The 26458-nt window shown below is 59.7% G+C and carries 24 protein-coding genes, 2 tRNA genes and 2 pseudogenes; 14 read left to right on the forward strand and 14 right to left on the reverse strand.

Annotated elements, in window-relative coordinates; translation table 11 throughout:
• Nucleotides 1–110 precede the first annotated feature (110 nt).
• Genes murI through hemA form a run of 5 tightly spaced genes read right to left on the reverse strand, consistent with a single transcriptional unit; the run spans nucleotide 111 to nucleotide 4843 of the window.
• Complete coding sequence (murI, locus tag ACYZT8_RS24910; protein ID WP_461976736.1) at nucleotides 111–902, reverse strand: glutamate racemase; 792 nt, start codon at nucleotides 900–902, stop codon at nucleotides 111–113.
• Nucleotides 895–1650 carry a molybdopterin-synthase adenylyltransferase MoeB gene (locus tag ACYZT8_RS24915; protein WP_461976738.1) on the reverse strand — a complete coding sequence of 252 codons (756 nt, stop codon included), beginning with the start codon at nucleotides 1648–1650 and terminating at the stop codon, nucleotides 895–897. The genes murI and ACYZT8_RS24915 overlap by 8 nt, the downstream gene beginning before the upstream one ends.
• Nucleotides 1644–2474 carry a peptide chain release factor N(5)-glutamine methyltransferase gene (gene prmC / locus ACYZT8_RS24920; protein WP_461976740.1) on the reverse strand — a complete coding sequence of 277 codons (831 nt, stop codon included), beginning with the start codon at nucleotides 2472–2474 and terminating at the stop codon, nucleotides 1644–1646. The genes ACYZT8_RS24915 and prmC overlap by 7 nt, the downstream gene beginning before the upstream one ends.
• Nucleotides 2475–3557, reverse strand: a complete 1083-nt coding sequence (prfA, locus tag ACYZT8_RS24925) for a peptide chain release factor 1 (RefSeq protein WP_461976742.1) — start codon at nucleotides 3555–3557, stop codon at nucleotides 2475–2477. It abuts the gene before it with no gap.
• Nucleotides 3554–4843, reverse strand: a complete 1290-nt coding sequence (gene hemA, locus ACYZT8_RS24930; RefSeq protein ID WP_461955695.1) for a glutamyl-tRNA reductase — start codon at nucleotides 4841–4843, stop codon at nucleotides 3554–3556. The genes prfA and hemA overlap by 4 nt, the downstream gene beginning before the upstream one ends.
• Nucleotides 4844–5025: 182 nt before the next feature.
• Between hemA and ACYZT8_RS24935 the strand changes: the two genes are divergently transcribed.
• The 8 genes from ACYZT8_RS24935 to ychF all read left to right on the forward strand — a co-directional run bounded on the left by ACYZT8_RS24935 (nucleotide 5026) and on the right by ychF (nucleotide 11946).
• The gene (locus tag ACYZT8_RS24935; protein WP_461976744.1) at nucleotides 5026–6750 is read left to right on the forward strand and encodes a tetratricopeptide repeat protein; all 1725 of its coding nucleotides are present in this window, start codon (nucleotides 5026–5028) and stop codon (nucleotides 6748–6750) included.
• 4 nt (nucleotides 6751–6754) lie between these two features.
• Nucleotides 6755–7372 carry a lipoprotein insertase outer membrane protein LolB gene (gene lolB, locus ACYZT8_RS24940; RefSeq protein WP_461955697.1) on the forward strand — a complete coding sequence of 206 codons (618 nt, stop codon included), beginning with the start codon at nucleotides 6755–6757 and terminating at the stop codon, nucleotides 7370–7372.
• 2 nt (nucleotides 7373–7374) lie between these two features.
• Entirely contained in the window at nucleotides 7375–8226 is an 852-nt protein-coding gene (gene ispE, locus ACYZT8_RS24945; protein ID WP_461982607.1) for a 4-(cytidine 5'-diphospho)-2-C-methyl-D-erythritol kinase, read from the forward strand.
• A gap of 36 nt (nucleotides 8227–8262) precedes the next feature.
• A tRNA-Gln gene (locus tag ACYZT8_RS24950) sits at nucleotides 8263–8337 on the forward strand.
• Between the two features lie 45 nt (nucleotides 8338–8382).
• Entirely contained in the window at nucleotides 8383–9324 is a 942-nt protein-coding gene (locus ACYZT8_RS24955; protein ID WP_003208392.1) for a ribose-phosphate pyrophosphokinase, read from the forward strand.
• Between the two features lie 141 nt (nucleotides 9325–9465).
• On the forward strand, nucleotides 9466–10068 hold the full coding sequence (locus ACYZT8_RS24960; RefSeq protein ID WP_150713983.1) for a 50S ribosomal protein L25/general stress protein Ctc: 603 nt from the start codon (nucleotides 9466–9468) through the stop codon (nucleotides 10066–10068).
• A gap of 170 nt (nucleotides 10069–10238) precedes the next feature.
• Nucleotides 10239–10823, forward strand: a complete 585-nt coding sequence (gene pth, locus ACYZT8_RS24965; RefSeq protein WP_008153430.1) for an aminoacyl-tRNA hydrolase — start codon at nucleotides 10239–10241, stop codon at nucleotides 10821–10823.
• 22 nt (nucleotides 10824–10845) lie between these two features.
• Entirely contained in the window at nucleotides 10846–11946 is a 1101-nt protein-coding gene (gene ychF / locus ACYZT8_RS24970; RefSeq protein WP_046053455.1) for a redox-regulated ATPase YchF, read from the forward strand.
• Nucleotides 11947–12050: 104 nt separating this feature from the next.
• Here ychF and ACYZT8_RS24975 read toward each other — a convergent pair whose 3' ends face one another.
• Nucleotides 12051–13268 carry an MFS transporter gene (locus tag ACYZT8_RS24975; protein WP_461976747.1) on the reverse strand — a complete coding sequence of 406 codons (1218 nt, stop codon included), beginning with the start codon at nucleotides 13266–13268 and terminating at the stop codon, nucleotides 12051–12053.
• A 322-nt stretch (nucleotides 13269–13590) separates the two neighbouring features.
• Here ACYZT8_RS24975 and ACYZT8_RS24980 point away from each other — a divergent pair, with 322 nt between their 5' ends.
• Nucleotides 13591–15648, forward strand: a complete 2058-nt coding sequence (locus tag ACYZT8_RS24980) for a methyl-accepting chemotaxis protein (protein WP_461976749.1) — start codon at nucleotides 13591–13593, stop codon at nucleotides 15646–15648.
• 116 nt (nucleotides 15649–15764) lie between these two features.
• Nucleotides 15765–15841: transfer RNA gene (locus ACYZT8_RS24985), tRNA-Met, on the forward strand.
• 71 nt (nucleotides 15842–15912) lie between these two features.
• Here ACYZT8_RS24985 and ACYZT8_RS24990 read toward each other — a convergent pair.
• Nucleotides 15913–17022, reverse strand: a complete 1110-nt coding sequence (locus ACYZT8_RS24990) for a DUF2817 domain-containing protein (RefSeq protein WP_461976751.1) — start codon at nucleotides 17020–17022, stop codon at nucleotides 15913–15915.
• Between the two features lie 163 nt (nucleotides 17023–17185).
• On the opposite strand from ACYZT8_RS24990, the gene ggt reads away from it, so the two are divergent.
• On the forward strand, nucleotides 17186–19018 hold the full coding sequence (ggt, locus tag ACYZT8_RS24995) for a gamma-glutamyltransferase (protein ID WP_461976753.1): 1833 nt from the start codon (nucleotides 17186–17188) through the stop codon (nucleotides 19016–19018).
• 193 nt (nucleotides 19019–19211) lie between these two features.
• Nucleotides 19212–19391: pseudogene (locus tag ACYZT8_RS25000) on the forward strand (transcriptional regulator); the annotation flags it as partial.
• A gap of 75 nt (nucleotides 19392–19466) precedes the next feature.
• Here ACYZT8_RS25000 and ACYZT8_RS25005 read toward each other — a convergent pair.
• From ACYZT8_RS25005 to ACYZT8_RS25015, 3 genes are read right to left on the reverse strand one after another with little or no spacing between them, the layout of a single operon-like run.
• Nucleotides 19467–19811, reverse strand: coding sequence for a gamma-glutamylcyclotransferase family protein (locus ACYZT8_RS25005; protein WP_461976755.1), 345 nt, complete (start codon nucleotides 19809–19811; stop codon nucleotides 19467–19469).
• Between the two features lie 33 nt (nucleotides 19812–19844).
• Nucleotides 19845–20939 (reverse strand): D-alanine--D-alanine ligase, encoded by a 1095-nt coding sequence (gene ddlA / locus ACYZT8_RS25010; protein WP_461976757.1) that lies wholly within the window; start codon nucleotides 20937–20939, stop codon nucleotides 19845–19847.
• Between the two features lie 10 nt (nucleotides 20940–20949).
• The gene (locus ACYZT8_RS25015) at nucleotides 20950–21591 is read right to left on the reverse strand and encodes a LysE family translocator (protein ID WP_461976759.1); all 642 of its coding nucleotides are present in this window, start codon (nucleotides 21589–21591) and stop codon (nucleotides 20950–20952) included.
• 153 nt (nucleotides 21592–21744) lie between these two features.
• On the opposite strand from ACYZT8_RS25015, the gene ACYZT8_RS25020 reads away from it, so the two are divergent.
• Both ACYZT8_RS25020 and ACYZT8_RS25025 read left to right on the forward strand, forming a co-directional pair.
• Complete coding sequence (locus ACYZT8_RS25020) at nucleotides 21745–22554, forward strand: AraC family transcriptional regulator (RefSeq protein ID WP_461976761.1); 810 nt, start codon at nucleotides 21745–21747, stop codon at nucleotides 22552–22554.
• 77 nt (nucleotides 22555–22631) lie between these two features.
• Nucleotides 22632–23000: a cupin domain-containing protein gene (locus ACYZT8_RS25025; protein ID WP_461976763.1), complete on the forward strand. Its 369-nt coding sequence runs from the start codon at nucleotides 22632–22634 to the stop codon at nucleotides 22998–23000.
• 12 nt (nucleotides 23001–23012) lie between these two features.
• Here the strand turns inward: ACYZT8_RS25025 and ACYZT8_RS25030 are convergent, their stop codons facing one another.
• The 4 genes and pseudogenes from ACYZT8_RS25030 to ACYZT8_RS25045 form a co-directional block, all read right to left on the reverse strand.
• Nucleotides 23013–23612: a flavin reductase family protein gene (locus tag ACYZT8_RS25030; protein WP_461976765.1), complete on the reverse strand. Its 600-nt coding sequence runs from the start codon at nucleotides 23610–23612 to the stop codon at nucleotides 23013–23015.
• A 57-nt stretch (nucleotides 23613–23669) separates the two neighbouring features.
• Entirely contained in the window at nucleotides 23670–24278 is a 609-nt protein-coding gene (locus ACYZT8_RS25035) for a methyl-accepting chemotaxis protein (protein ID WP_461959387.1), read from the reverse strand.
• Nucleotides 24258–25034: pseudogene (locus ACYZT8_RS25040) on the reverse strand (PAS domain-containing protein); the annotation flags it as partial. The pseudogene ACYZT8_RS25040 and the gene ACYZT8_RS25035, both read right to left, overlap by 21 nt.
• An 80-nt stretch (nucleotides 25035–25114) precedes the next feature.
• Complete coding sequence (locus ACYZT8_RS25045) at nucleotides 25115–26428, reverse strand: MFS transporter (RefSeq protein WP_461976767.1); 1314 nt, start codon at nucleotides 26426–26428, stop codon at nucleotides 25115–25117.
• Nucleotides 26429–26458 lie beyond the last annotated feature (30 nt).

Genomic DNA, 26458 nt, shown 5'->3' on the forward strand with positions numbered 1-26458 from the left:
AACATCCTTTTCCGAATAATTTCGTAAGGTTTTTTTTGTTGCTCACCGCTATAGAAGTCGACGCTTAATCAGAAGTTCACCCCAATTATTCGTGTGCCCCAGGATTTGGTTTACTTCTTGAAGCTTTGCACAACGCCAGCGGTATTCCACAAGGTCGGCAAGATATTTCTGAAATGCTCCGGATCGGCACTCGTCCAGAACAGCGCAGCACGTGCAGGCCCCTCGGCGAGCAATTCACGCTCAGCCAACAGACGCTGAAGTTGCCGCGCTACAGCGGCGCCCGTGTCGATCAAGCTGATGTCATCCGGGATCATCTGCTTAAGCAAAGGCTTTAGGAAGGGATAATGCGTGCAGCCGAGAATTATCGTATCGCACCCGGCGCCGAGCAGCGGCCCGACATACCCGGCCAGTAACTGACGCAATGCCTCGCTGTGCAGATCGCCGTTTTCAATCAGCTCCACCAGGCCGGGGCACGGCTGAGTAATGACGCGCACATCGGTGGCGAAACGGTCGAGCAAGGCAGCAAACTTGGCGCTCTGCAGCGTACCGGTGGTGGCGAGCACGCCAACCACGCCACTGCGGGTCGCGGCAGCGGCGGGTTTGACGGCGGGTTCCATGCCGACGATGGGCCACTCAGGGAAATCGCGGCGCAGATCCGCAACACCGGATACGGTCGCCGTGTTGCAGGCTAGCACCAAGGCCTTGGCGCCCTGCTGCTGAAAAAATTCAGCCATCACGCTGCAACGCTGCTGGATGAATTCCGGGGTTTTCTCACCGTAGGGAATATTGCCGCAATCGGCGACGTACAGCAGAGACTCGTTGGGCAGCAAACGCTGGATCTCGGCCAGCACCGAAAGCCCACCGACACCGGAGTCGAACACGCCGATAGGCGCTTCACGCATGTTTCGAACCACAGACGCTGCAGCCCGGATCACGCTTGACCCGCAACTCACGGAAGCGCGAGCCCAAGGCATCGATCAACAACAGGCGCCCTACCAGCGGCTCGCCGAAACCCACCAGCAGTTTCAAGGCTTCCAGCGCCTGGAGGCTGCCAACCAGCCCAACCAATGGACCGACGACGCCAGCTTCACTGCAGGTCAACTCGGTTTCGCTGCCGTGACCGTATAAACAGTGGTAACACGGACTCTCTGGGCGACGCGGGTCGAACACCGACAATTGCCCTTCGAGGCGAATCGCCGCACCGCTGACCAGCGGCTTACCGGCGGCAACGCACGCAGCGTTGACCGCTTCACGGGTAGAAAAATTGTCGGAGCAGTCCAGCACCAGATCCACCGCAGCCACGGCGGCGGCCAGGGAATCTTCGTCCAGCGCGGTGCGATGGGCGATCAACTGGATCTCGGGATTGATCGCGCTCAGACGGCGAATCGCCGAATCGACTTTGCTCAGGCCAACGCTGTCAGTGTCGTGAACGATCTGGCGTTGCAGGTTGGTCAGGTCAACGGTGTCGAAGTCCGCCAGGTGCAGCTCGCCGACACCGGCTGCTGCCAGATAAAGCGCAACCGGTGAGCCGAGACCGCCGAGGCCGACGATCAACACGCGGCTTTCCTTCAGTCGCAACTGGCCGTCGATGTCGACGTGTTGCAACAGAATCTGTCGGCTATAGCGCAACAATTCCTGATCATTCAGCACGGCAGGCGCCCCAGGCTGATACGTTCGTGGCCGCCCAGATCGGTGCGACTGTGGACTTCTTCAAAGCCGCGGGTCAGCAGCAATTCGCGTACTGCCACCGCTTGATCGTAGCCGTGTTCGAGCATCAGCCAGCCACCGGCCTCCAGATAATCCGGCGCCTGGGCCACGATCAGACGCAGATCTTCGAGCCCGTCGACACCAGCCACCAAGGCACTGGCCGGTTCGAAGCGCACATCGCCTTCCACCAGATGCGGATCGGCGGAGGCAATGTAAGGCGGATTGCTGATGATCAGTTGAAAACGCTGACCTTCCAGAGCGCTGAACCAATGGCTGCTCAACACCGTGGCATTGTTCAAGTGCAGGCGCTGACGATTGCGCTCGGCCAGGGCCACGGCTTCGAGCACGCGATCCACGGCAGTCACTTTCCATGCCGGACGTTCGCTTGCCAGGGCCAACGCAATGGCGCCGCTGCCGGTGCCGAGGTCGAGCACGTTGGCCGGCGTGGCGGGCAACAATTCCAGTGCGGCTTCCACCAGTAATTCGGTGTCCGGGCGCGGGATCAGCGTGTGCGGCGCGACTTCCAGATCAAGCTTCCAGAACCCTTGCTGACCCAGAATGTACGCCACCGGCTCACCGCCACGACGACGTTGCAGGTACTCGGAGAATTTCAGTGCCGCGTCGCTCGGCACAATGCGTTCCGGCCAAGTGTGCAGAAAACTGCGGGACTTGCCCAACGCAGCGGCCAGCAATAATTCTGCATCCAGACGCGCCGTGGGCGAGTCAGGCAAATCGGCTGCGCGCAACAAACTGGCAATGATCGTCATTTACTCACCTATCGCTGCCAATTGATCGGCCTGGAACTCGGCCAGTAAGGGTTCGATCACCGCCTCGACGCCGCCGGCGAGGATTTCGTCGAGGGAATACAGCGTCAGGTTGACCCGGTGATCGGTCACCCGGCCCTGGGCAAAGTTGTAGGTGCGGATCCGTTCGGAGCGATCGCCCGAACCGACCAGCAACTTACGCTCGCTGGCGATGGCGTTCGCGGCGGCGCTGGTTTGCTGATCGTTTAGTTTGGCCGACAGCCAGGACATCGCCCGGGCGCGGTTCTTGTGCTGGGAACGTTCTTCCTGGCACTCCACGACAATGCCGGACGGCAAGTGCGTGATGCGGATTGCCGAGTCGGTCTTGTTGACGTGCTGACCACCGGCACCGGAGGAGCGATACGTATCGACCCGCAGATCTGCCGGGTTGATCTCGATTGTTTCCTGCTCGTCTGGCTCGGGCAACACGGCCACGGTACAGGCCGAGGTATGGATGCGACCCTGGGATTCGGTGGCCGGCACCCGTTGCACGCGGTGCGCGCCGGATTCGAATTTCAGTTTGCCGTAGACGTTTTCGCCTTCAACCCGGGCGATAACCTCTTTATAGCCGCCGTGCTCGCCGATGTTCTCAGAGAGGATTTCCACTCGCCACCCACGCCGCTCGGCGTAACGCGAGTACATGCGGAACAGGTCGCCGGAGAAAATCGCCGCCTCGTCACCGCCGGTGCCGGCACGGATTTCGAGGAACACGTTGCGCCCGTCATTCGGGTCCTTGGGCAGCAGCATGCGTTGCAGGCTGGCTTCGATGTCGATCAGTTGCTCTTTGGCTTCGCGAACTTCTTCCACGGCCATTTCACGCATGTCCGGGTCGCTGTCCTTGAGCAGTGCCTGGGCGCCTTCGAGGTCGCCTTGCACTTTGAGCAGCTGTTTATAGGTGGAGACAATCGGTTCGACTTCCGCGTATTCCTTGGAATAGGTGCGGAATTTGGCCTGATCGGAAATGACTTCGCCATCGCCAAGCAAGGCGGTCAATTCCTCGAAACGGTCCTGGAGGATGTCCAGCTTATTGAGCAGTGACGCTTTCATTGCGGTTTTTTATCCGAAAAGCTATCCGATGAGCCCTCATTCAGGGCAAAGAGTTCCTGGGCCATGGCCAGCGCATCGAGGCGGCCTTCGGCAGAAAGCTTTTTCAACTGCACGCTTGGTGCATGCAAGAGTTTGTTGGTCAGGCCGCGCGCCAGTTGCACCAGCACCTCTTCGGCGCTGCTGCCGTTGGCCAGCATGCGCTGGGCCTTTTGCAGTTCTTCGTCGCGCATGCGCTCGCTTTGTTGGCGATAGGCCTTGAGCACATCCACCGCCGCCAGTTCACGCAGGCGGACCATGAAATCTTCGGCACCGACCGAGACCATCTCTTCGGCCGCCTGGGCTGCACCCTGGCGACTCTTGAGGTTCTCGGCGACCACTTCGTGGAGATCGTCGACGCTATACAGGTAAACGTCGTCCAGTTCGCCGACTTCCGGCTCGATATCCCGAGGGACGGCGATGTCCACCATGAAAATCGGTTTGTGCTTGCGCAGTTTCAAGGCGCTTTCCACGGCGCCCTTGCCGAGGATCGGCAACTGGCTGGCGGTGGAGCTGATAACGATGTCGCTGCGCACCAGTTCCGCCGGAATGTCCGAGAGCAATACGGCGTGAGCACCAAACTGCTCGGCGAGGATGCTCGCGCGTTCCAGGGTACGGTTGGCGACGACGATGCGCTTCACACCCAGTTCATGCAGATGGCGGGCGACCAGGGTGATGGTCTCGCCGGCGCCGATCAGCAAGGCCTGGCTGCGTTGCAAGTCACTGAAAATCTGTTTCGCCAGGCTGACTGCGGCAAACGCCACGGACACCGGGTTTTCGCCGATGGCCGTGTCGGTGCGCACTTGCTTGGCGGCATTGAACGTCGCTTGAAACAAACGCCCGAGCAGCGGACCGATGGTGCCGGCCTCACGTGCTACGGCGTAGGCCGATTTCATCTGACCGAGAATCTGCGGTTCGCCCAACACCAGCGAGTCGAGCCCAGAGGCAACCCGCATCATGTGACGAACTGCCGCATCATCTTCGTGCACATAAGCGCTCGCGCGCAGCTCTTCGAGGCTCAAATGATGATAATCGGCCAGCCAGCGCAGCACGATGTCAGCCGAAAGGTGATCCTGTTCTATATACAGTTCACTGCGATTGCAGGTGGAGAGGATCGCAGCTTCGCGGCTGTCGGTGAGTCGGCAGAGCTGCTGCAAGGCCTCCACCAGTTGCTCAGGGGTAAAGGCCACGCGCTCGCGGACGTCTACTGACGCAGTCTTGTGGTTGATACCGAGTGCAAGGAAGGCCATTCAAGGTCGCTGATGGTGACGTGAAGCCGGCAATTGTCCTACTTCGACAGAGCCAGAACAACTACCGCTGACTATTGTCCCAATGACCTGCCTCTATAAAGGCATCAATCGAGACTCGGTTATGTTTGGCCGAAGGCTTGTGTCATGATGATCCGACCGCAGGTTAGTCGTCCTCTTCCTATATGAATAGATCTTCCGCGTTGCTCCTCGCTTTTGTCTTCCTCAGCGGCTGCCAGGCCTTGGCACCCGTCTCGTCGGACGGTACGCCGCCGGTCGAAGACAGCACTCCGGCCCCTGAAAAGCCCAAGGTTTACAGCTCATTCAGTGAAGAAACCGTCTTCAGCCTGTTGAGCGCCGAACTGGCTGGCCAGCGCAATCGCTTCGACATTGCCCTGGACAATTACGTGACCCAGGCCATCAATACCCAGGATCCGGGCATCTCCGAGCGGGCTTTCCGCATCGCCGAGTACCTGGGCGCCGATCAGGCCGCCCTGGATACCGCGTTGATCTGGGCGAAAAACGCCCCGGACGATCTCGAGGCGCAACGTGCGGCGGCCGTGCAGCTGGCTCGCGCCGGGCGTTATGACGACTCCATGGCCTATATGGAGAAAGTCCTGCTCGGCAAGGGCGACACGCATTTCGACTTCCTCGCCCTGTCCGCGGCCGATACCGACCAGGACACGCGCAACGGCTTGATGAAAAGTTTTGACCGTTTACTGCTGCGCCACCCGAACAACAGCCAGTTGATTTTCGGCAAGGCCTTGCTACTGCAACAGGACGGCGACACCAAAGGCGCGCTGACCCTGCTGGAAGACAATCCACCGGACGACGGCGAAATTGCCCCGATCCTGCTGCGTGCGCGCCTGCTGCAAGGGCTCAACCGTGGCGACGAAGCCTTGCCGCTGCTGCAAAAGAGCATCAAGAAATACCCGGACGACAAACGCCTGCGCCTGACCTATGCGCGCATGCTGGTTGAACAGGACCGCATGGACGACGCCAAAGTCGAGTTCTCAAGCCTGGTTCAGCAATACCCGGAAGACGACGAACTGCGTTATTCCCTGGCGCTGGTGTGCCTGGAAGCCAAGGCCTGGAACGAGGCCAAGGGTTACCTGGAAGATTTGATTGCCCGGGAAAGCCACGTCGATTCGGCGCACCTGAACCTCGGCCGTATCGCTGAAGAACGCAACGATCCACAAGGCGCGCTGATCGAGTACGCCCAGGTCGGCCCGGGCAATGACTACCTGCCCGCACAACTGCGCCAGACCGACATCCTGATCAACAACGGCAAGACCGCCGAAGCCCAAAGCCGTCTGGCCACGGAACGCGATGAGCAACCCGATTACGCGATTCAGTTGTACCTGATCGAAGCCGAGACCTTGTCTGCCAATAATCAGCCCGACAAGGCCTGGAAGGTTCTGCAAACCGCATTGCAAAAATACCCGGACGATCTGAACCTGCTTTACACCCGCGCCATGCAGGCGGAAAAACGCAATGACCTGGCGCAGATGGAAAAAGACCTGCGCCTGATCATCAAGCGCGACCCGGACAATGCGATGGCGTTGAACGCCCTCGGCTATACCCTGTCCGACCGCACGACGCGTTACGCCGAAGCCAAGGCCCTGATCGAACAAGCGCACCAGATCAACCCGGAAGACCCGGCGGTACTCGACAGCCTCGGCTGGGTGCACTTCCGCCTGGGCAACCTCGATGAAGCCGAGCGCTACCTGCGTCAGGCCCTGGAGCGTTTCCCCGATCAGGAAGTTGCCGCTCACCTGGGTGAAGTCCTGTGGGCCAATGGCAAGCAACGCGAAGCCAAGCAAATCTGGGGCAAGTTCCTCAAGGAACAACCCGACAGCCCCATCCTGCGCAGCACCATCAAGCGCCTGACCGGATCAGAGACTCTTTAAGATTATGTTTTTGCGCCACCTCATTGTTTTCAGCTTCATCGCCCTGCTCGCCGGTTGCGCGGGCTTCGGCGCTCGCGAATCGGTCCAGGGTCAAGGCAACCCGGCCCAATGGCGCGAGTACAAGCAACAGCTGGCAGGGCTCGATGGCTGGCAGATCAACGGCAAGATCGGTATTCGTGCGCCAAAGGATTCGGGCAGCGGCACGCTGTACTGGCTGCAACGACAGGACTACTACGACATTCGCCTTTCCGGCCCGCTGGGACGCGGTGCTGCTCGCTTGACCGGTCGCCCCGGCAAAGTCTCGCTGGAAGTGGCCAATCAGGGCCGCTATGACGCAACGACTCCCGAAGCGCTGGTCGAAGAACAGCTCGGCTGGAAGCTGCCGGTGTCCAATCTGGCCTGGTGGGTTCGCGGGCTCCCGGCGCCGGACAGCAAAAGTCGCCTGACCCTGGATGCCGACAGCCGCCTGGCCAATCTCGAACAGGATGGCTGGCAAGTGGAATACCTCAGTTACGCCGAGCAAAACGGCTATTGGCTGCCCGAGCGGATCAAACTGCACGGCACCGACCTTGATGTCACGTTGGTGATCAAGGAATGGCAACCACGCAAACTGGGGCAGTGAACATGACTGCTCCGCGCTTGACGCTGCCCTCCCCGGCCAAACTCAATTTGATGCTGCACATCCTCGGTCGCCGTGAAGACGGTTATCACGAGTTGCAGACAATTTTTCAGTTTCTCGATTACGGCGATGAAATCACTTTCGCCGTGCGCGACGACGGCGTGATTCAACTGCACACCGAATTCGACGGCGTTCCTCACGACAGCAACCTCATCGTCAAAGCCGCGAAAAAACTTCAGGAGCAATCCGGTTGTTCGCTCGGCATCGACATCTGGATCGAAAAAATTCTGCCCATGGGCGGTGGAATCGGTGGCGGCAGCTCAAATGCCGCGACGACTTTGCTCGGTCTGAACCATCTCTGGCAACTGGATTGGGATGAGGATCGACTGGCCGCGCTGGGCCTGACACTGGGGGCCGACGTCCCGGTTTTCGTGCGTGGCCACGCGGCTTTTGCCGAAGGCGTAGGGGAGAAACTCACCCCTGTAGACCCCGAAGAACCGTGGTATGTCGTGCTCGTGCCGCAAGTCTCTGTAAGTACAGCAGAAATTTTTTCAGATCCGTTGTTGACACGTAACTCTTCTCCCATTAAAGTGCGCCCCGTTCCCAAGGGAAACAGTCGAAATGACTGCTTACCGGTGGTAGCAAGGCGTTATCCAGATGTACGTAACGCATTGAATTTGTTAGGTAAATTTACCGAAGCAAAACTCACCGGAACTGGAAGTTGTGTGTTTGGGGGCTTCCCAAGCAAAGCTGAAGCTGATAAAGTCTCGGCCCTTCTTACAGAGACCCTTACAGGGTTTGTAGCAAAAGGAAGCAACGTTTCGATGTTGCATCGCAAGCTACAAAGTCTGCTCTAAAGGAACCGATTACTGGGTAATCGTTGCAACAGATACAGGGGCGTCGCCAAGCGGTAAGGCAGCAGGTTTTGATCCTGCCATGCGTTGGTTCGAATCCAGCCGCCCCTGCCATTTTCTATACTCATCCAGGTTACCCTCAGCCTCTAGGTACTGCGCGTGTCCAAGATGATGGTCTTTACGGGGAATGCTAACCCCGATCTGGCTCGGCGTGTCGTACGTCAGCTGCATATCCCTCTCGGTGACATCTCTGTCGGTAAGTTCTCCGACGGCGAAATTACTGCCGAGATCAATGAAAACGTCCGCGGTAAAGATGTCTTCATTATTCAGCCGACTTGCGCTCCGACCAACGATAACCTGATGGAACTGGTAGTGATGGCTGATGCCTTCCGCCGCTCCTCGGCTACTCGTATTACTGCTGTTATTCCTTACTTTGGTTATGCCCGTCAGGATCGCCGTCCGCGTTCCGCACGTGTGGCTATCAGCGCGAAAGTCGTTGCTGACATGCTTACCGTAGTCGGCATCGACCGTGTTCTCACGGTTGATCTGCATGCTGACCAAATCCAGGGTTTCTTCGATATTCCGGTAGATAACATCTACGGCTCCCCGGTTCTGGTGGATGACATTGAAGATCAGCGCTTCGAAAACCTGATGATCGTGTCCCCGGACATTGGCGGCGTCGTGCGTGCACGTGCTGTTGCCAAATCCCTGGGCGTGGATCTCGGGATCATCGACAAACGCCGTGAGAAAGCCAATCACTCTGAAGTGATGCATATCATCGGTGATGTCGAAGGGCGTACCTGTATTCTGGTCGATGACATGGTCGATACCGCCGGCACTCTGTGCCACGCGGCAAAGGCCCTGAAAGAGCATGGCGCTGCCAAGGTTTTCGCCTACTGCACACACCCTGTGCTGTCCGGTCGGGCGATCGAAAACATTGAAAATTCCATGCTGGACGAACTGGTGGTGACTAACACCATCCCGTTGTCCGCTGCTGCTCAAGCCTGTTCGCGTATCCGTCAACTGGATATCGCGCCGGTAGTTGCCGAAGCGGTCCGCCGCATCAGCAACGAAGAATCGATCAGCGCGATGTTCCGTTAAGGGCCCTGCCCTTCTCGACTGTCTCGTTGACGAAAAGCGCCCCGCCCCGGCATTCCTGTCGGGGCGGGGCTTTTTTGCCCATATCGCCTTTAGCGCTGGTCGCAACCGCTGGGGCGAATGTGGTTATTTTGGAGATACAACATGAACGATTTTACTCTGAATGCTGAAGTGCGTTCCGACCTGGGGAAAGGTGCGAGCCGCCGCCTGCGTCGTCTCGCAAGCCTGGTACCAGCTGTAGTTTACGGTGGCGAAAAAGCCCCTGAATCCATCAGCATGCTGGCTAAAGAAGTTGCCAAACTGCTCGAAAACGAAGCGGCTTACAGCCACATCATCGAGCTGAACGTTGGCGGCACCAAGCAAAACGTAATCATCAAAGCTCTGCAACGTCACCCGGCCAAAGGCCACGTGATGCACGCTGACTTCGTACGCGTTGTAGCTGGCCAGAAACTGACCGCTATCGTGCCTGTACACTTTGTTGGTGAAGAAGCTCCGATCAAGAAAGGCGGCGAAGTTTCGCACGTTGTTTCGGAAATCGAAGTGACCTGCCTGCCAAAAGACCTGCCTGAATTCATCGAAGTCGACCTGGCTAACGCCGAAATCGGCTCGATCATTCACCTGTCCGACCTCAAAGCCCCTAAAGGCGTTGAGTTTGTTGCTCTGGCACACGGCGATGACAAGGCTGTTGCCAACGTCCACGCTCCACGTGTTGCTCCAGAAGCTACTGAAGAAGGCGCAGCAGAGTAATTCACTCTGTCATGCCGGAGTGACCCGGTAACATCGCGGACTGGAACGTAGCGAGAAAGCGGGCGAGAACGCGGAGTTTACATAATGGTAAATGAGCACTTGTCGTCCACTTTCGCCGCACACACTGATTTCGGCGATGTTATCCACCACTCCAAGGAAGGGCCCCTATCGTGACTGCCATCAAACTGATCGTTGGCCTGGGAAATCCAGGCGCCGAATACGAACAGACCCGGCATAACGCAGGGGCCCTTTTTGTTGAGCGCATCGCGAACGCACAGGGCGTAAACCTTGTGGCCGATCGCAAATATTTCGGCCTGACCGGGCGCTATTCGCATCAGGGTCAGGATGTTCGTCTGCTGATTCCCACCACGTACATGAACCGCAGCGGCCAGGCCGTCGCGGCACTCGCCGGCTTCTTCCGCATTACGCCTGAAGAAATCCTCGTGGCGCATGACGAACTCGACCTGCCACCGGGCGTTGCCAAACTCAAACAGGGCGGCGGCCACGGCGGTCACAACGGGTTGCGCGACATCATTGCGCAACTGGGCAATCAGAATACCTTTCACCGCTTGCGGCTTGGCATTGGCCACCCGGGCGTTGCCAGTATGGTTTCAAATTTCGTCCTGGGTCGTGCGCCACGCGCCGAACAGGAAAAACTCGATGCCAGCATCGACTTTGCCCTCGGCGTGCTGCCGGATATCCTCGCCGGTGAATGGAACCGTGCGATGAAAAACCTGCACAGCCAGAAGGCCTGACTCTAATCCGAGGGGAAACACCATGGGATTCAATTGCGGCATCGTCGGCCTGCCTAACGTCGGCAAGTCCACCCTGTTCAACGCCCTGACCAAATCCGGGATCGCGGCCGAGAACTTCCCCTTCTGCACCATCGAGCCGAACACCGGTATCGTGCCGATGCCGGATTCGCGTCTGGAAGCCCTGGCGGCCATCGTCAATCCAAAGCGCATCTTGCCGACCACCATGGAATTCGTCGACATCGCAGGCCTTGTTGCCGGCGCCTCGAAAGGTGAAGGCCTGGGCAACAAATTCCTCGCCAACATCCGCGAGACCGATGCCATCGCTCACGTGGTCCGCTGCTTCGAAGACGAGAACGTGATTCACGTCTCCAACAGCGTCGACCCGAAACGCGACATCGAAATCATCGATCTGGAACTGATTTTCGCCGACCTCGACAGCTGCGAGAAGCAACTGCAGAAAGTCGCACGCAACGCCAAGGGTGGTGACAAGGACGCCGTGGTCCAGAAAGGCCTGCTGGAGCAATTGATCGCTCACTTCACCCTCGGCAAGCCAGCGCGCACCCTGATGAAGACCATGGGCGCCGACGATAAAGCGGTGATTCGTGGTTTCCACCTGCTGACCACAAAGCCGGTCATGTACATCGCCAACGTCGCTGAAGACGGTTTCGAGAACAACCCGCTGCTGGACATCGTCAAGGCCATTGCCGAAGAAGAAGGCGCCATGGTGGTTCCGGTCTGCAACAAGATCGAAGCCGAAATCGCCGAGCTGGAAGACGGCGAAGAGAAAGACATGTTCCTCGAAGCGCTGGGCCTCGAAGAGCCAGGTCTGAACCGCGTGATTCGCGCCGGCTACGAAATGCTGCACTTGCAGACCTACTTCACCGCCGGTGTCGAAGAAGTCCGCGCCTGGACCGTCCGCGTCGGTGCCACCGCACCACAAGCCGCTGGCGTGATCCACACCGACTTCGAAAAAGGCTTCATCCGCGCCGAAGTCATCGCGTATGACGACTTCATCCAGTACAAGGGCGAAGCCGGCACCAAAGAAGCCGGTAAATGGCGTCTGGAAGGCAAGGACTACATCGTTAAAGACGGCGACGTGATGCACTTCCGTTTCAACGTCTGAGTTTTTCAAGACGAAGCAGCCGCACAAGAAAAAGCCGCGTTTGATACGCGGCTTTTTTGTGCCTGCAATCCGGGCAACACCCCATCCGGTAGGAGCGAGCGGTGCTAGGGCTTTTTGGTTCTCGGCAGGAAGATCGCCAACACACCAAACAACGGCAGGAACGAGCACAGAAAGTACACGTATTCGATGCCGTGAACATCCGCCAGATGCCCGAGCAACGCCGCGCCAATCCCGCCAAAACCGAACATCAAGCCGAAGAACACCCCGGCAATCATCCCGACATTGCCCGGCACCAGTTCCTGGGCGTAAACCACGATGGCCGAGAACGCCGACGCGAGGATGAAGCCGATTACCACACTGAGAATGCTGGTCCAGAACAGGTCAACGTGAGGCAGGATCAGCGTGAACGGCGCAACGCCGAGGATCGAGAACCAGATCACCGCCTTACGCCCGATCCTGTCGCCGATCGGCCCACCGAAGAACGTCCCCGCCGCCACTGCGCCCAGGAACAGGAACAGATGCAGCTGCGAACTGGCCACAGACAGGTCGAACTTCTCGATCAGGTAAAAGGTGAAGTAGCTGGTGAAGCTCGCCATGTAGAAATACTTGGAGAACACCAGCAGCCCGAGCACCACCAGCGCACTGATGACTCGGCGTTTTGACAGGCCGTGGGTCGCCGCCTGACCTTGCTTGAGCTTGAACAGGTTCAAGTGGTTGGCGTACCAGCGGCTGATCCGATAGAGCACGAACAGCGCAAACACGGCGAACAAGCCGAACCAGGCTACGTGGCCTTGACCGAAGGGAATAATGATCGCCGCCGCCAGCAACGGACCAAAGGCTGAACCGGCATTACCGCCGACCTGAAAGGTTGATTGCGCCAGACCGAATCGCCCACCCGAGGCCAACCGCGCAATACGAGAGGCTTCCGGGTGAAAGGTCGAGGAGCCGATACCGATCAACCCCGCCGCCAGCAGAATCATCGGGAAGCTGCCGACCACCGACATCATCAAAATGCCGATCAGCGTGCAGACCGTCCCCGCCGGCAGCAGCCAGGGTTTGGGATGGCGATCGGTGTGGTAACCGACCCATGGCTGCAACAGCGAAGCCGTTAGCTGGAACGTCAAAGTGATCAAGCCAACCTGGGTGAAGGTCAGCCCATAGTTGGCCTTGAGCATCGGATAAATCGACGGCAGCACTGACTGAATCAGGTCGTTGATCAAATGCGCCAGCGCCACGGCGCCGATGATGCGCATGACCAGCGGGCTGGTTTGCGGAGTCGCGGGTGCCGACGTCGCGCCGGTCTGAGCATTCGTAATAGCCATGAGAATTTCCGTACAACAGATGGTGCACACGGGCAGGTGCGTCAATGTGCCATTTTTCAGTGCAGCAGCGCCATCCCCTTAGCCAGCTAACGAACTAAATTCAGTCGCTGATAGCTCAACGCCATGGTCTGAATCTTGCCTTGTTTATCACCTTCAACGCGGCCCCTTACAAAGGGGACCGAGAATGGGAAGTTTCGCCACAGAGTCGGCCTACAGAGCTGACAAGGGTGAACTTTCGAGGCCTTTTAAAGGGGCACAAGTCGCGGTCGCAACGGCCTCGACGCACGCCAATGGTGCGTGGTGTCCAGAGGAGTCATGGGGCATGCAGGCTTTTTTATCACCGGGGATCGGATTGCTGGGGCGTTTTGGCTTCGCACGCAAATTTCAGTTGTTGTTTCTGCTGTTTATCCTGCCGCTGGCAGGCAGCCTGTTGATGATCGGTCAGGACTATCGCGCCAAGCTGAACCTGATCTCCGGCGAACGTGCCGGCGTTCGTCAACTGCTGGCCCTGGATGCGCTCGATAACTTGCTCGCCGCCCAACGTGACCGCGCCGCCCGCTGGCGTGCGACGGAAACCAATCGCCAGCCAACACCGGCGACTCTTGCCGCGATGGCCGCGTTCGATGCGGTTCAACCCGCCGTCGCCCAAGCCACCTCAGACCTCGGTAACGCGCTGAAAACCGAAGGCGCCGAGGGCGAAACCCTGAGCCGTTACCAGGCCCTGCAAACCGCTCTCAACGGCCTCGACTCGAAAAGCCTGAGCAGTGTCGGTTGGTGGCCGGATGGCTACGATCGTTTCACCAACGCCTTGAGTGCGCTGCAAGCCTTGCGCGAGCAGATCGCCATGGACAATCGCCTGACGCTCGCGCCCTGGCTGGAAACGTACCTGCTGACGCAGATTTCCACGCAACACGCGCCGGACCTGATTGAACGAGTCGGCCGTCTGGCCAGTGTCGGTCAGGCGTCGGTGGTGTCCGGGCAATTCACCCTGCAAAGCCGCCTGCAATTGCGCGACTTGCGCAGCCGTATCGGCGATGCCCGGGAACAGTTGGCGAAAACCGCGAGCCTCCTGGAAGCACGCCTGCCCAGCGCCTTGCAAAGCTGGGCCGGGCAATACCACGACAGCCTCAAGCATTTGGACGCCGAACTGAAAGTCCTCGACGACGGTGTTTTCGGCGGCAGCATCAAGCTCAAACCGGAAGAGTTCGAACGCAGCCTCGACGCCCTGCTCACCGACCTTGCCTCGCTGCGCCAGCAGTCGCTGGTGTCGCTGGATCAGCGTCTGGATTACTACCATGGATCGGCGATCCGTCAGTTCATTCTGGTGGCGACGATCTTTGGCTGCCTGCTGTTGGCCGCGCTGTACCTGTTCATCTGCTTGCAGGCTTCGATTCGTCGCAGCGCCAGCGGCATCACCTTGCTGGCTGAAGCCTTGCGCGACGGCAACCTCAGCCTGCAAGTGCCGGTACAGGGGCGCGACGAACTGGCGGCCATCAGCACCGCCCTGAACGTCGCGGTGGTGCAACTGCGCAACAGCTTGCTGGGGGTCGACCACGAAACCTTGCAGGTGAGCAATGCGGTGCGCACCCTCAACCATCACTCCAGCGGCGCCCTCGGCGAAGTTGAAGCGCAGCAATTGCAGATCAGTCAGATCGCCGCAGCGGCCACGCAATTGGCGGCGACCTCTCAAGGGGTCGCCCAGAGTTGTGAACAGGCGTCCGGTAGCGCTCAGCACACCCAAAGGATTGCGGCCGACAGCAGCCGCGACAGTCAGCGCACCACGGCGAGCATTCAGCAGCTCAATCAGCGTTTGAACGACACGGCGGCGGCACTCGGGCGGGTCAGCGAACAAGGGCAGCAGATTCAATTGGTGGTCGACACCATTCGCGGCGTGGCCGAGCAGACCAACTTACTGGCGCTCAACGCGGCGATCGAGGCGGCTCGCGCTGGCGAACAGGGTCGTGGGTTTGCGGTCGTGGCGGATGAAGTGCGCAGCCTCTCGCAACGCACGCAGTCCTCCACGGCGCAGATCGCCGGCACTGTCGACAGCCTGCGCAGCACGGTGAATGAAGCGGTCAGCCTGATGGAAGCGGCCTGTAGCCAGGCACAAAGTGATGCCCAGTCAGTCACCGGCCTGGGTGAACGCCTGGGCGAAATTGCCCACGCGGTACAAGGCGTGACCGACACCCTGGCGCAAATCGCCACGGCAGTAGAGGAACAGGCCAGTACTGCCGATGAAGTCAGCGGCAACATCCAGCAGGTCGATCAGGCAGCGGTAAGATTGCTGGAAGGCGCACGGGCGGTGAACCTGGCGGCGGACACCTTGAGCCAGGGCAGCAAGGCATTGAGTGCCAATACCGGGAGATTTCAGCTCAGTTGAAGCCCTCCCCTGGTCCGATTTTTCGGCTCAGGTGGATAAGCGGTTGAAAGCGTAGAGAAATATTTTAGATTTACGCTTGACGCATCTGCATTACCGGTGAATAATGCGCGCCACTTGGCTACATAGCTCAGTTGGTTAGAGCATAGCATTCATAATGCTGGGGTCCGGGGTTCAAGTCCCTGTGTAGCCACCAAGTACTAAAAACGGCTTACCGAAAGGTAGGCCGTTTTTTTATGCCTCGAGAAAAGTACCTCGAAAATCACATCAGGAACGAACCGTCGGCAACGCCGACAACGCGCGCTCCCAGATCTGCCAGGTCCGCAGCCAGACCATCGCCTGCCAGTCGCTGTCGGCAGGATAGAACTGCTCCAGCAGGTTCAGTTTGATCTCACGCCCCACTGCATCACTCGGATTACCGTGCAGGTGCAGCCAGTGGTCATCGCGCAAATGACGATGAACGTCCGGCCCCGGGTAAGTCCCGCACTCGATCACAAACGGCATCAGTTTTACCTGCGGCAATGCATTGACCAGTGCCTGCGAGGTGTAGCCCGTAGCGGTGGCTGCCACACCGGTTTCACTCAAGGTATCGGCACCGGTCAGCAACGTGTAGAGCCACGGACCGTAAATGGCCTGCGCCTCGGGAAGCGCGGGATAAGCCGCCTCGGTGATGGTCAGCAACATCGGATGACCGTACTCGCCAGCACCGGTGTGCAAGTCAAAACACATCGCGACCTCGGCGTAGGCAATATGCTTTTGCATGATTTCGTGCAGCGTGCGGTTCGACCAGCTCGGCGCCAGCCCGCCATAAAACAGGCCATCGGGATGACTGTGCTGGCCGCCCTCGACAATCGACATCACCGCCGGCCAGCCGTGCTCGCGAATCTTCCCGTCGAGCAAGGCATCGGCGCGATCACGCTCGGGACCTCGCAACTCGGTGAAGGCATAGATGTCATGCAGCGCTGCGTAGGCTTGATTGTCCGGCAGCGGGCGTTCGAAGTTCAGGTGATTGCGGTTCAGGTCGATGTTGTCTTCGTTGACTCGGCGCAGCCACGCGGTGCCCCAGGGATTGATCAGGTGAATCATCACCACCGCGACATCGGCCGGCAGTGAACGCTTGCCCAACTCCTGCATCCACTTGATCTGGCATCCTGAGCCATAGAAACCTTCCACCCCATGGGTACCGCTCAAGACGATCAGCAGTCGCTTGGCGCCCGGATCGCCCAACACCGCCACATCGGTGCTCAGCGACTCGCCAAAAGGCCCTTTGAGTGGATGCGGATACGTGGTCAGTGTCGCTCCGGCCGCCGTCGCTGCCGCGAGGAATTGTTCACGTTGTGCGCGGTAACTCGGCTGGGTAGGAAACTCCGTCTGCATGGCTGCCTCTTGTTGGTTTTCTGGCTCGTCTGTTCTCTAGACCCTACAGAAAACCCGTTGACTCATGAAGGACAAAAGCGTCTTTGCTGTAGTCCGTGGTTTGCACCTCGCCCTGTCGGTCGATAAAGTCCCCTGATCTTTTCCCACGGACGGAGTGCCCCACGTGTTCTCAGCCTTCCACTTGAGCCGCTATCGCCTGTCAGCCTTGTCGCTGATCGCCACCGCGCTGACCCTCGCTGCCTGCAACGCCCCGCCGACTTCAACGTTGCCAGTCGCACCGGAAGTCGCCTCGGGTTATCGCACCGACCTGCAAACCCGCCACGCCTCGAAACACATGGCCGCAGCGGCCAACCCTCTGGCAGCCGAAGCCGGGCGGGAGATGCTGCGCCAGGGCGGTTCGGCGATAGATGCCGCCATCGCCATGCAAGCGGTGCTGACGTTAGTGGAACCCCAATCCTCGGGCATTGGCGGCGGCGCGTTGATTGTGTTGTGGGATGGCAAGAACGTGCGTACTTATGACGGTCGCGAAACCGCACCGGCCGGCGCTACAGAGAAGCTTTTCCTTCAGGCCGACGGCAAACCGATGACCTTCACCCAGGCGCAGATTGGTGGTCGCTCAGTGGGAACACCCGGCGTGTTGCGAGCGCTTGAGCTGGCTCATCAGAAACACGGTCGCCTGCCGTGGGCGCAATTATTCGAACCGGCCATCAGACTCGCGGAGCAAGGCTTCGCCATCTCACCGCGCCTGCATCAGCTGATCGCTTCAGACTCCTCCATGCGACGCTCGCCGGACATGGTGGCGTACTTCCTCAATGCTGATGGCAGCCCGAAAGCGGCCGGTACGCAGTTGAAAAACTTGGCACTGGCTGCAGCATTCATACGCATCGCCAAAGAAGGGCCGGATGCGCTGTACAAAGGGCCGATTGCGCAAGAAATCGTGGCCAAGGTCCAGGGCCACGCCAACCCTGGCAGCCTGTCGCTGAACGATCTCCAAGGTTACAAGGCCAAGGAACGCGCGCCGCTGTGCACCGACTATAAACGTTGGCAGGTCTGCGGCATGCCGCCGCCATCATCGGGCGGGATCGCCGTGGCGCAGATCCTCGGCACACTCCAGGCGTTGGAGGCTCGCGATCCGCGCTTTGCCTTGGCCTCAATGAAACCGCTCAAGACTGAAAAAGCCGCCGGCATCGAGCCGACGCCTGAAGCCGTTCACCTGATCTCCGAAGCCGAGCGCCTGGCCTACGCGGATCGCGCGCTCTATCTGGCCGACGCCGACTTCGTTCCCGTCCCTGTCAAAGGTCTGGTGGACCCGACGTATCTGACCAGCCGCGCCGCCCTGATCGGCGATCGCAGCATGGGCACGGCCAAACCCGGCACCCCTCCGGGCATCAAGGTCGCCTACGCACCGGACCGTTCGCCGCTGCGCATCTCCACCTCGCAAGTGGTGGCGGTCGATGACGAAGGGAGCGCGGTGTCCATGACCACCACCGTCGAATCTGCATTCGGCTCGCACGTGATGGTGCAAGGTTTCCTGCTCAACAATCAGATGACCGACTTCTCGTTCATCCCCGAAGAAAACGGCCAGAAAGTCGCCAACCGCGTCGAACCCGGCAAACGCCCCCGCTCGTCCATGGCACCGACGCTGATCTTCGATCGCCAGAGCGGCGAATTCCTCGCCACCCTCGGTTCGCCCGGCGGCTCGCAGATCATCGAATACGTCGCCAAATCCACCATCGGCCTGCTCGACTGGAACCTCGACCCGCAAGCGGCCATCGGCCTGCCCAACTTCGGCAGCCGCAACGGCCCGACGGAACTGGAAGAAGGCCAGTTCAGCGCCGGGCTGATTCAGGCGTTGAAGGACAAAGGGCACAGCGTGAACGAGATCGACATGACCAGCGGCACCCAGGCGATTGTTCGGGTGAAGGATGCGCAGGGGAAGGCTTCGTTGGCGGGCGGGGCCGATCCTCGGCGTGAGGGGGCGGCGTTGGGGGATTGAGTCCTACGAGTGAATGAGCAAGGGCTTACCGGAAGGTAGGCCCTTTTTTACATGTAATGAGTCCTGATCGGCTTTCTCGCGCCGCCCTTTCCTATCCGCAAAAAGCTGCCTTTTCGATAGAGTTGGGAAACTGTCAATCCTCACAAACAAGTGCGAAGCGATCGACGCCGATACCGTCGAGATGGAGTAATCAATGAGCATTCAAACCGACGAGGACTATCACGTGGCCCTCAGGAATGTATCTGCGCTATTCGACAATGAGCCAGAGCCAGGCACCCCTGAAGGGGACTATTTCGACATCATGATCACGCTTATCGAAGCTTATGAATCGAAACAATTTCTGGTCGAAGAGATTCCTGTAGAAGCGTCAAAAAATTCATCCGGCTGACGCCGAAATATCCTCTCCGACTAATCTGATATCAAGCCGGCACAACGGCGTGTTGCGCAACTACACGCTCACATACACCCACGCTTCAATCCCGGATTGAAGGATCACGCTGACACGCTTGTAATCCGCTACTTCATAGCTGTCGGCGGCCGCCAACTCCTCGGGGGTGATCTGGAACACCATCCCCGGAATCGGCGCGCTGCTGTCCCTGCCCGGGCGAAGAATCGGATGGTGGGTCTTGCCGCTGGTGGCCAACACCTCAGGGTCGGTTATTTCCACCCAGGACTGCTCGTAACCCAACATCGCGTCGGCACTGCCGGTCAGCTCGCGCCCGAAGTTGGCCAGTTGCACGGCTTTGTCCTGCAGGGTGCCGTAGGAAAACAGGTACACCGTTGAATCGCTCATCCATACATCCTTGATTGAATAGTCGCGCGCCACTCAGCGAGTAATCTTCAACGCTTGCCGGGCCTTGTGCTTTTCCAGCGCCAGATCGATCAAGCGGCTGACCAGCTCGCTGTAGGTCATGCCAGTGGCCTGCCAGAGTTTTGGATACATGCTGATTCGGGTGAAGCCGGGCAACGAGTTGATTTCGTTGATCAGCACTTCGCCGCTGTCAGTCAGGAACACATCGACCCGCGCCAGCCCGGAACAGCCCAGCACTTGAAACGCCTCGACCGCCAAGGCACGGATGCGCTCACTGGCCTCGATGCTGATGTTGGCCGGCACCACGACCTCTGCGGCCTGAGCGTCGATGTATTTACTGTCGTAGGAATAGAAACCGCTGCGCACCACGATCTCGCCACACCCGCTGGCGATGGCGTCCTCGTTGCCGAGTACGGCGCACTCGATCTCGCGGCCGCTGACGGCGGACTCGATCAATACTTTTTCATCGAAACCCAGGGCCAGTTCCACTGCCGCCGTGTACTCGGCTTCGTCGCTGACCTTGCTCACGCCCACCGACGACCCCTGATTCGCCGGTTTGACGAACAGCGGCAGGCCGAGTTTGCCCTGGACCTCGGCGAACCCGGTGCGTGCGGCGCTGGCACGTGTCAGGGTCACGAACGGCGTGACCGCCAACCCGGCGTCACGTAGCAGGCGCTTGCTGATGTCCTTGTCCATGCAGACTGCAGAGCCGAGCACGTCGGAGCCGACAAAGGGCAAGTCCGCCATGCGCAGCAAGCCTTGCAGGCAGCCGTCTTCACCCAGCGTGCCGTGCACGATCGGGAAGATTACGTCGACGTGGCCCAGCAGTTCCTGGCCGGATGTTTCGATCAATTGCTGACTGGCCTTGCCCGGCACCACGGCCAGTTCGAGGTTGGACTGGTTGAGGGCGATCAGTGCCGGATTTTCCTGGTTGAGCAGGAAGTTCGAAGGGTCGTTGAGGTGCCAATGGCCTTGCTTGTCGATACCGATCAGCACCGGTTCGAAGCGCGACCGGTCCAGCGCATCGACAATGTTTTTCGCCGACTGCAGCGACACTTCATGCTCCGCCGAACGGCCACCAAAAATAATGCCTACCCGCAGTTTGCTCATTCCATACACCTCAACGATTGGCCACCAGATGCGCGCCGAACAGCAGATAGCAACTGCCGGCGAAGCGATCCAGCCATTTGCGCGAACGCTCATAGGCGCCCGCGACCCGACGGCTGGCAAACAGCAGTGCGACGCTGCAATACCAACTGAACGACAAGGTCGCCATCGTCAGCACGGCCAGCGCGAGCAACATCGGCGGCGGAGAGGCAGGCATGGCCGTGGCGAAAATCGTCGCGACGAACAGCGCTGCCTTGGGATTGGTCATATTGCCGACAAAGCCCCTACCATAAGCCGAGAGCAGCGTGCGTCCCGCCCCGTTCAACGAGACGCTATCGCCCGGCATCACCGCCGGAGTGCGCTTGAACTGCTTCAAGCCCAGATAGATCAGGTAACAACCACCGGCAATCTTGAAGCTTAAGTACAGCGTCGGCGCCGCACTGAACAGGGACTTGATGCCCAAGCCTCCCGCCAGTCCCCAGAGCACGGTGCCAGTCGCCACGCCCAATGCGGCCACCACGCCATGACGGCGGGAGCAACTGGCGGCCAATTGCGCGGTATTGAAGAAGTTGGGGCCCGGCGTCACTACCGCGACCGTCCATAACAGCGCCAGAGACAACAGCGGTGCAGCGTAGCTCAGAGGATTCATTTCCATGGTGTGAGGCGCCTTCTTGGCTTTAGTGAGTGCTCGATACCTTGCAACATTTACACGTTGTTTTCTACCAGCCTCATGGGTTTTATCGGCCCGCAGACAGGTGGCCGGTCACTGGGTTACCGTGTTCTGCATTGAGTTCAAGACAACGACGCTATGGCCAAGCACACGCCTCCCATCGACTGGTTCCACCGCGCGCCCAATATCGGCGGGCTGGAGCGTATCGAGGCGTTTTTTGCCGGTCACGGCTACGACCTTCATCGCCACGACACCTATGCCATCGGCCGCACGCTGGCCGGGGTGCAGAGCTTTCAGTACCGCGGCGGTTGGCGTCACAGCCTGCCGGGCGGCACCCTGGTGCTGCACCCGGATGAACTGCACAATGGCGAGGCCGGCACCGACAGCGGTTTCCACTACCGAATGATGTACATCGAGCCGGCGCTGATCCAACAGATACTCGGCGGCCAGCCATTGCCGTTTATCAAGACAGGCCTGTCCACCGATCCACGCTTGTTCGCCGCCACCGATGTGCTGATGCGAAGCCTGGACGACCCACTCGACCCGCTGGAAGAACAGGACGCGTTGTTCGATCTGGCACACGCCTTGAGCACCGTCTCCGGCGCGCCCGGTAAACGCAAAAGCTTCGACTACGTGGCGGCGGAGCGCGCGCGGGAGTTCATCCACAGCGCCCTGGATCGCACCGTGACCCTGGAGGAACTGGCGCAACACAGCGGCCGGGATCGCTGGGGTCTGTCGAGGGATTTTCGCCTGTTGTTCGGCACCAGCCCTTATCGATACCTGACGATGCGCCGCCTGGACCTGGTCCGCGCCCTGCTGATCCAGGGCCAGTCACTGGTCAGTGCCGCGCTGATCGCCGGCTTCACCGACCAGAGCCACATGACCCGGCAATTCAGCAAGACCTACGGCCTGTCGCCGGCACGGTGGATGAAAATGCACCGCCGCTGAGCCACGCACAATCGTACAAGAAACCTGCTGTCGCGCTGACTATCGTGGAGTCACGATCAACCACGAGAGCTTGCGTCATGACCGCTTATCAAAGCCTGAACTTCGCTGAAAAAATCGCCCGGATCGACTCGCACTGGAGCCCTCGAGTCATCGCCGAGATGAACGACTATCAGTTCAAGGTTGTGAAATTGCTCGGGGATTTCATCTGGCACGATCACCTGGATACCGACGAAACCTTCATCGTTCTTGAAGGGCAATTGCGCATCGACTTTCGCGATGGCCACGTTTTGCTGAACGCGGGTGAAATGTATGTGGTGCCGAAGGGAGTCGAGCACAAACCCTGCGCCGTGCAAGAGGTGAAACTGCTGTTGATCGAACCCAAGGGTGTACTGAACACGGGCAGCGAAGGCGGCGAACGCACGGCGCAGAATGACGTGTGGGTGTGAAAGGCAAGTGGCTTACGGCTGCAGGTTCTTGCCGTCCACCGGGTCGCCGATCGTCAGGAAATGCCCGCCAGCCACATGGTGCAAGGTGCGTAATGCATCGTGCCCTTCGAAGTGCCAACGGCCCTCGCTGAACACACGCTCATCGGCCTGAGCGGCAATCACCTCGGCCACGAACAGGTCATATTGCTGGTGATTATTGGGCTCTGGCAGCAGTCGGCATTCGAGCCATGCGACGCATCCTTCAAGCATCGGAGCGTCGATCAACTCACCGCTGAACGTCTGCAGGCCGTACACCTGAAACTTGTCCAGACCCTGGCCCTGGGTCAGTTCCAGGCCCGACGTCGAGCCAACGGTCTGTGCGATATCGGCCTGGGCGGCGCAGGGAACGTTCAACACGAAGGTTCCCGACGCTTCCAGCAGTTGTCGGGTCCAGGTGGACTTGTCCAGCACCACGGCGATTTTCGGCGGCTCGAAGTCCAGCGGCATGGCCCAGGCGGCGGCCATGATATTGCGTTGGCCGTCATGCGCTGCGCTGACCAGCACGGTCGGCCCGTGATTGAGCAAGCGATAAGCCTTGGACAAAGGAACCGGACGGCGATGGGAAACGCTCATGAGGGCTGCTCCTGGGGAAAACGCCGATTGTAGCGATTTCCACCAGGAGGTCAGGTATCAAGTCGACAACTGATTGGCAAACTGCCCAACCGCGTTCACCACTTTCTGTGCACCGTCCTGGATCTCGACGATCACCGTGCCCGCCTCCGCCGCCAGCGCCAGGCCTTGCTCTGCCTGGAGTTGACCGTCGGTCATCAGGGCCACGGCATTGCGCGCCATGTCCTGGTTCTGGCGCACCACGCCAACGATTTCATCGGTGGCCTGGCTGGTGCGCGAAGCCAGCTGCCGGACTTCGTCCGCGACTACGGCAAAACCTCGGCCCTGTTCACCGGCACGCGCCGCTTCGATGGCCGCGTTAAGCGCCAGCAGGTTGGTCTGTTCGGCAATGCCGCTGATGGTTTTGACGATGGTGCCAATCACCAGCGATTGCTCGTTCAGCGCTTCGATGCCTTCGCCGGCGGTTTGCATGTGTCTGGCCAGGTCGCGCATCACGTCCACCGCCTGAGTCACCACGGCGGTGCCGCGCTGGGCGCTTTGATCGGTTTGCTGGGAGGTGCTGTAAGCGATGTTGGCCGCTTCGGCGACCGCCTGCTCCTGATTGACCTGATCGGTAATCACCGTGGCGAACTTCACCACTTTGTAGAGCGTGTTGTTGGCGTCGACCACCGGGTTGTAGGACGCCTCCAGCCAGACCACACGACCGTGGCTGTCCACACGCTTGAAACGGCCCGCGACGAATTCGCCAGCGTTCAGGCGGCGCCAGAAATTCTGGTATTCAGCGCTGTTGTAATCCTCCGGCTCGCAGAACGCACGGTGATGTTTGCCTTTGATCTGCGCCAGGCTGTAACCCATGCCGCTGAGGAACCGCTCGTTGGCCGCCAGCACGTTGCCACTGAGATCGAACTCGATGACCGCCGTCGAACGCACCAGCGCGCCGATCAGGTTTTCATGTTCGCGGGACGCTTCGATGGTGCGGGTCAGGTCGCTGGAGTAAATCGAGAAGTGCTTGATGCGACCTTCCGAAGAGCGCACCGGTTGTGCTATCGAGCGCAGCCAAGCTTCCTGGCCATTGCCACGCAACAAACGCACGGCGCCGGCGAAGTGCTCGCCACGGGTCAGCGCGGCCCTGAAGCGGTGGTGGAATTCGTCCGATTTCACATGGGCCGGGACGATGTCTTCGAGGTGCCGGCCAATCAGGTCGCTGCTCTTGTAGAGCATCTCGCCGAGGAAGTTCTGGTTGACCGATTGAATCCGTCCATCAGGATCCAGGGTCAGGACCAGCATCTCGCTTTCCAGACTTTCCTTCACTTGCTGAAGGCTGGAGAGTTCTTCGCGAAGAGCCGACAGCTCCTGCTTCAAGCGTTTGTTGAACATGGAAAGCACCGATGGACAGGGATAGAAAGCGGCATGCAGCCTAGCCATCGGCCTTGCGGATGTTTTCTGAAGAGTGTTTCAGGGTTGTCCTACAAAAATAGTTACGGCACGCCTGCCGGACTTTTCATTCATGCCGCGCCGGCGGCCGTGCAGCGTTCGATCCGTGGCATCCGCGCACCGAAGTACGCCGCGCTGCTCACGCCCACCGCCCCCATCACCGCGCTGAAGATCACGCAAATCCACGGACTCCACGGCATCAGACCGATCAGCAACAACGGTGTGATACTTGCCCATGCCGCGTAGGCAATGTTGTAGGTGAAGGAAATCCCCGAGACGCGAATCCGCGCCGGAAACAGGCTGACCATCACCGACGGCACCGCGCCGACCACCCCGCAACCGAGCCCGGCAATCGCGTACGCCAAGCCAATCCACTGACCGCCGGTGATCAGGCACGTGTAGAGCACGCCGATGCCCAGCGGTAGCAGCAAGCTATAGAGCATGACCGTGCGCCAGGCACCGATGCGATCGACGAGCAGCCCGGCGAGTACGCAGCCGATGTTCAGGAACACAATGCCCAAGGCACTCAAGGCGAAGGTATGGCTGGCGGTCATGCCGAAAGTCTTCTGCATCATGGTCGGGGTGATGACCACGAACACCACCACCGCCGATGTCAGCACGCAGGTGAGGATCATCGCCGGCAATATCGCCAGACGATGTTCACGCAAGACGGTGCGCAGCGGCAGCTCGACGGCGGCATCGCGCTGCGCCTGCATGGCCATGAACACCGGGGTTTCGCTGAGCCAGCGGCGCAGCCAGACACCAATCACCCCGAACACGCCGCCCAACAGGAATGGGTAACGCCAGGCGTAATCGAGGATTTCCGTCGGGGTGAACGCCTGCGCCAGAAAGGTCGCCGTCAGGGCGCCGATCAGGTAGCCAAAGGTCAGCCCGGCCTGCAGGAAGCCAAGGGCATAACCGCGATGCCCCACCGGCGCGTGCTCGGCGACGAACACCCAGGCACTCGGTACTTCACCGCCGACCGCCGCGCCCTGCAGCACGCGCAGGAACAACAACAGTAGCGGGGCGAAATAACCGATCTGGGCGTAGGTCGGCATGATCCCGATCAGCAGGCACGGCAGCGCCATCATCAGGATGCTCAGGCTAAAGACCTTCTTGCGCCCCAGCCTGTCGGCGAAATGCGCCATCAGAATGCCGCCCAATGGGCGCGCCAGATAACCGGTGACGAAGATGCCGAAGCTTTGCAGCAAGCGCAGCCACTCGGGCATGTCCGGCGGGAAGAACAGCTGGCTGAGGGTCAGCGCGAAAAATACGAAAATGATGAAGTCGTAAATTTCCAGCGCCCCGCCAAGGGCCGCCAGGCCAAGGGTCTTGTAGTCCGAGCGGCTGAACGGCGCCGGGCGCGAGTGGGTGTCGGCAGTCATGAAAGAACTCTGGCATGGGCAAAAAACCAA

This window comes from Pseudomonas sp. LB3P93, assembly GCF_054898025.1.

Coding starts and splice junctions, on each gene's coding strand:
- murI (WP_461976736.1), bottom strand. CDS start 902: ATGCGTGAAGCGCCTATCGGCGTGTTCGACTCCGGTGTCGGTGGGCTT.
- prmC (WP_461976740.1), bottom strand. CDS start 2,474: ATGACGATCATTGCCAGTTTGTTGCGCGCAGCCGATTTGCCTGACTCG.
- prfA (WP_461976742.1), bottom strand. CDS start 3,557: ATGAAAGCGTCACTGCTCAATAAGCTGGACATCCTCCAGGACCGTTTC.
- hemA (WP_461955695.1), bottom strand. CDS start 4,843: ATGGCCTTCCTTGCACTCGGTATCAACCACAAGACTGCGTCAGTAGAC.
- ACYZT8_RS24935 (WP_461976744.1), top strand. CDS start 5,026: ATGAATAGATCTTCCGCGTTGCTCCTCGCTTTTGTCTTCCTCAGCGGC.
- lolB (WP_461955697.1), top strand. CDS start 6,755: ATGTTTTTGCGCCACCTCATTGTTTTCAGCTTCATCGCCCTGCTCGCC.
- ispE (WP_461982607.1), top strand. CDS start 7,375: ATGACTGCTCCGCGCTTGACGCTGCCCTCCCCGGCCAAACTCAATTTG.
- ACYZT8_RS24960 (WP_150713983.1), top strand. CDS start 9,466: ATGAACGATTTTACTCTGAATGCTGAAGTGCGTTCCGACCTGGGGAAA.
- ychF (WP_046053455.1), top strand. CDS start 10,846: ATGGGATTCAATTGCGGCATCGTCGGCCTGCCTAACGTCGGCAAGTCC.
- ACYZT8_RS24975 (WP_461976747.1), bottom strand. CDS start 13,268: ATGGCTATTACGAATGCTCAGACCGGCGCGACGTCGGCACCCGCGACT.
- ACYZT8_RS24980 (WP_461976749.1), top strand. CDS start 13,591: ATGCAGGCTTTTTTATCACCGGGGATCGGATTGCTGGGGCGTTTTGGC.
- ACYZT8_RS24990 (WP_461976751.1), bottom strand. CDS start 17,022: ATGCAGACGGAGTTTCCTACCCAGCCGAGTTACCGCGCACAACGTGAA.
- ACYZT8_RS25005 (WP_461976755.1), bottom strand. CDS start 19,811: ATGAGCGATTCAACGGTGTACCTGTTTTCCTACGGCACCCTGCAGGAC.
- ddlA (WP_461976757.1), bottom strand. CDS start 20,939: ATGAGCAAACTGCGGGTAGGCATTATTTTTGGTGGCCGTTCGGCGGAG.
- ACYZT8_RS25015 (WP_461976759.1), bottom strand. CDS start 21,591: ATGGAAATGAATCCTCTGAGCTACGCTGCACCGCTGTTGTCTCTGGCG.
- ACYZT8_RS25020 (WP_461976761.1), top strand. CDS start 21,745: ATGGCCAAGCACACGCCTCCCATCGACTGGTTCCACCGCGCGCCCAAT.
- ACYZT8_RS25025 (WP_461976763.1), top strand. CDS start 22,632: ATGACCGCTTATCAAAGCCTGAACTTCGCTGAAAAAATCGCCCGGATC.
- ACYZT8_RS25030 (WP_461976765.1), bottom strand. CDS start 23,612: ATGAGCGTTTCCCATCGCCGTCCGGTTCCTTTGTCCAAGGCTTATCGC.
- ACYZT8_RS25045 (WP_461976767.1), bottom strand. CDS start 26,428: ATGACTGCCGACACCCACTCGCGCCCGGCGCCGTTCAGCCGCTCGGAC.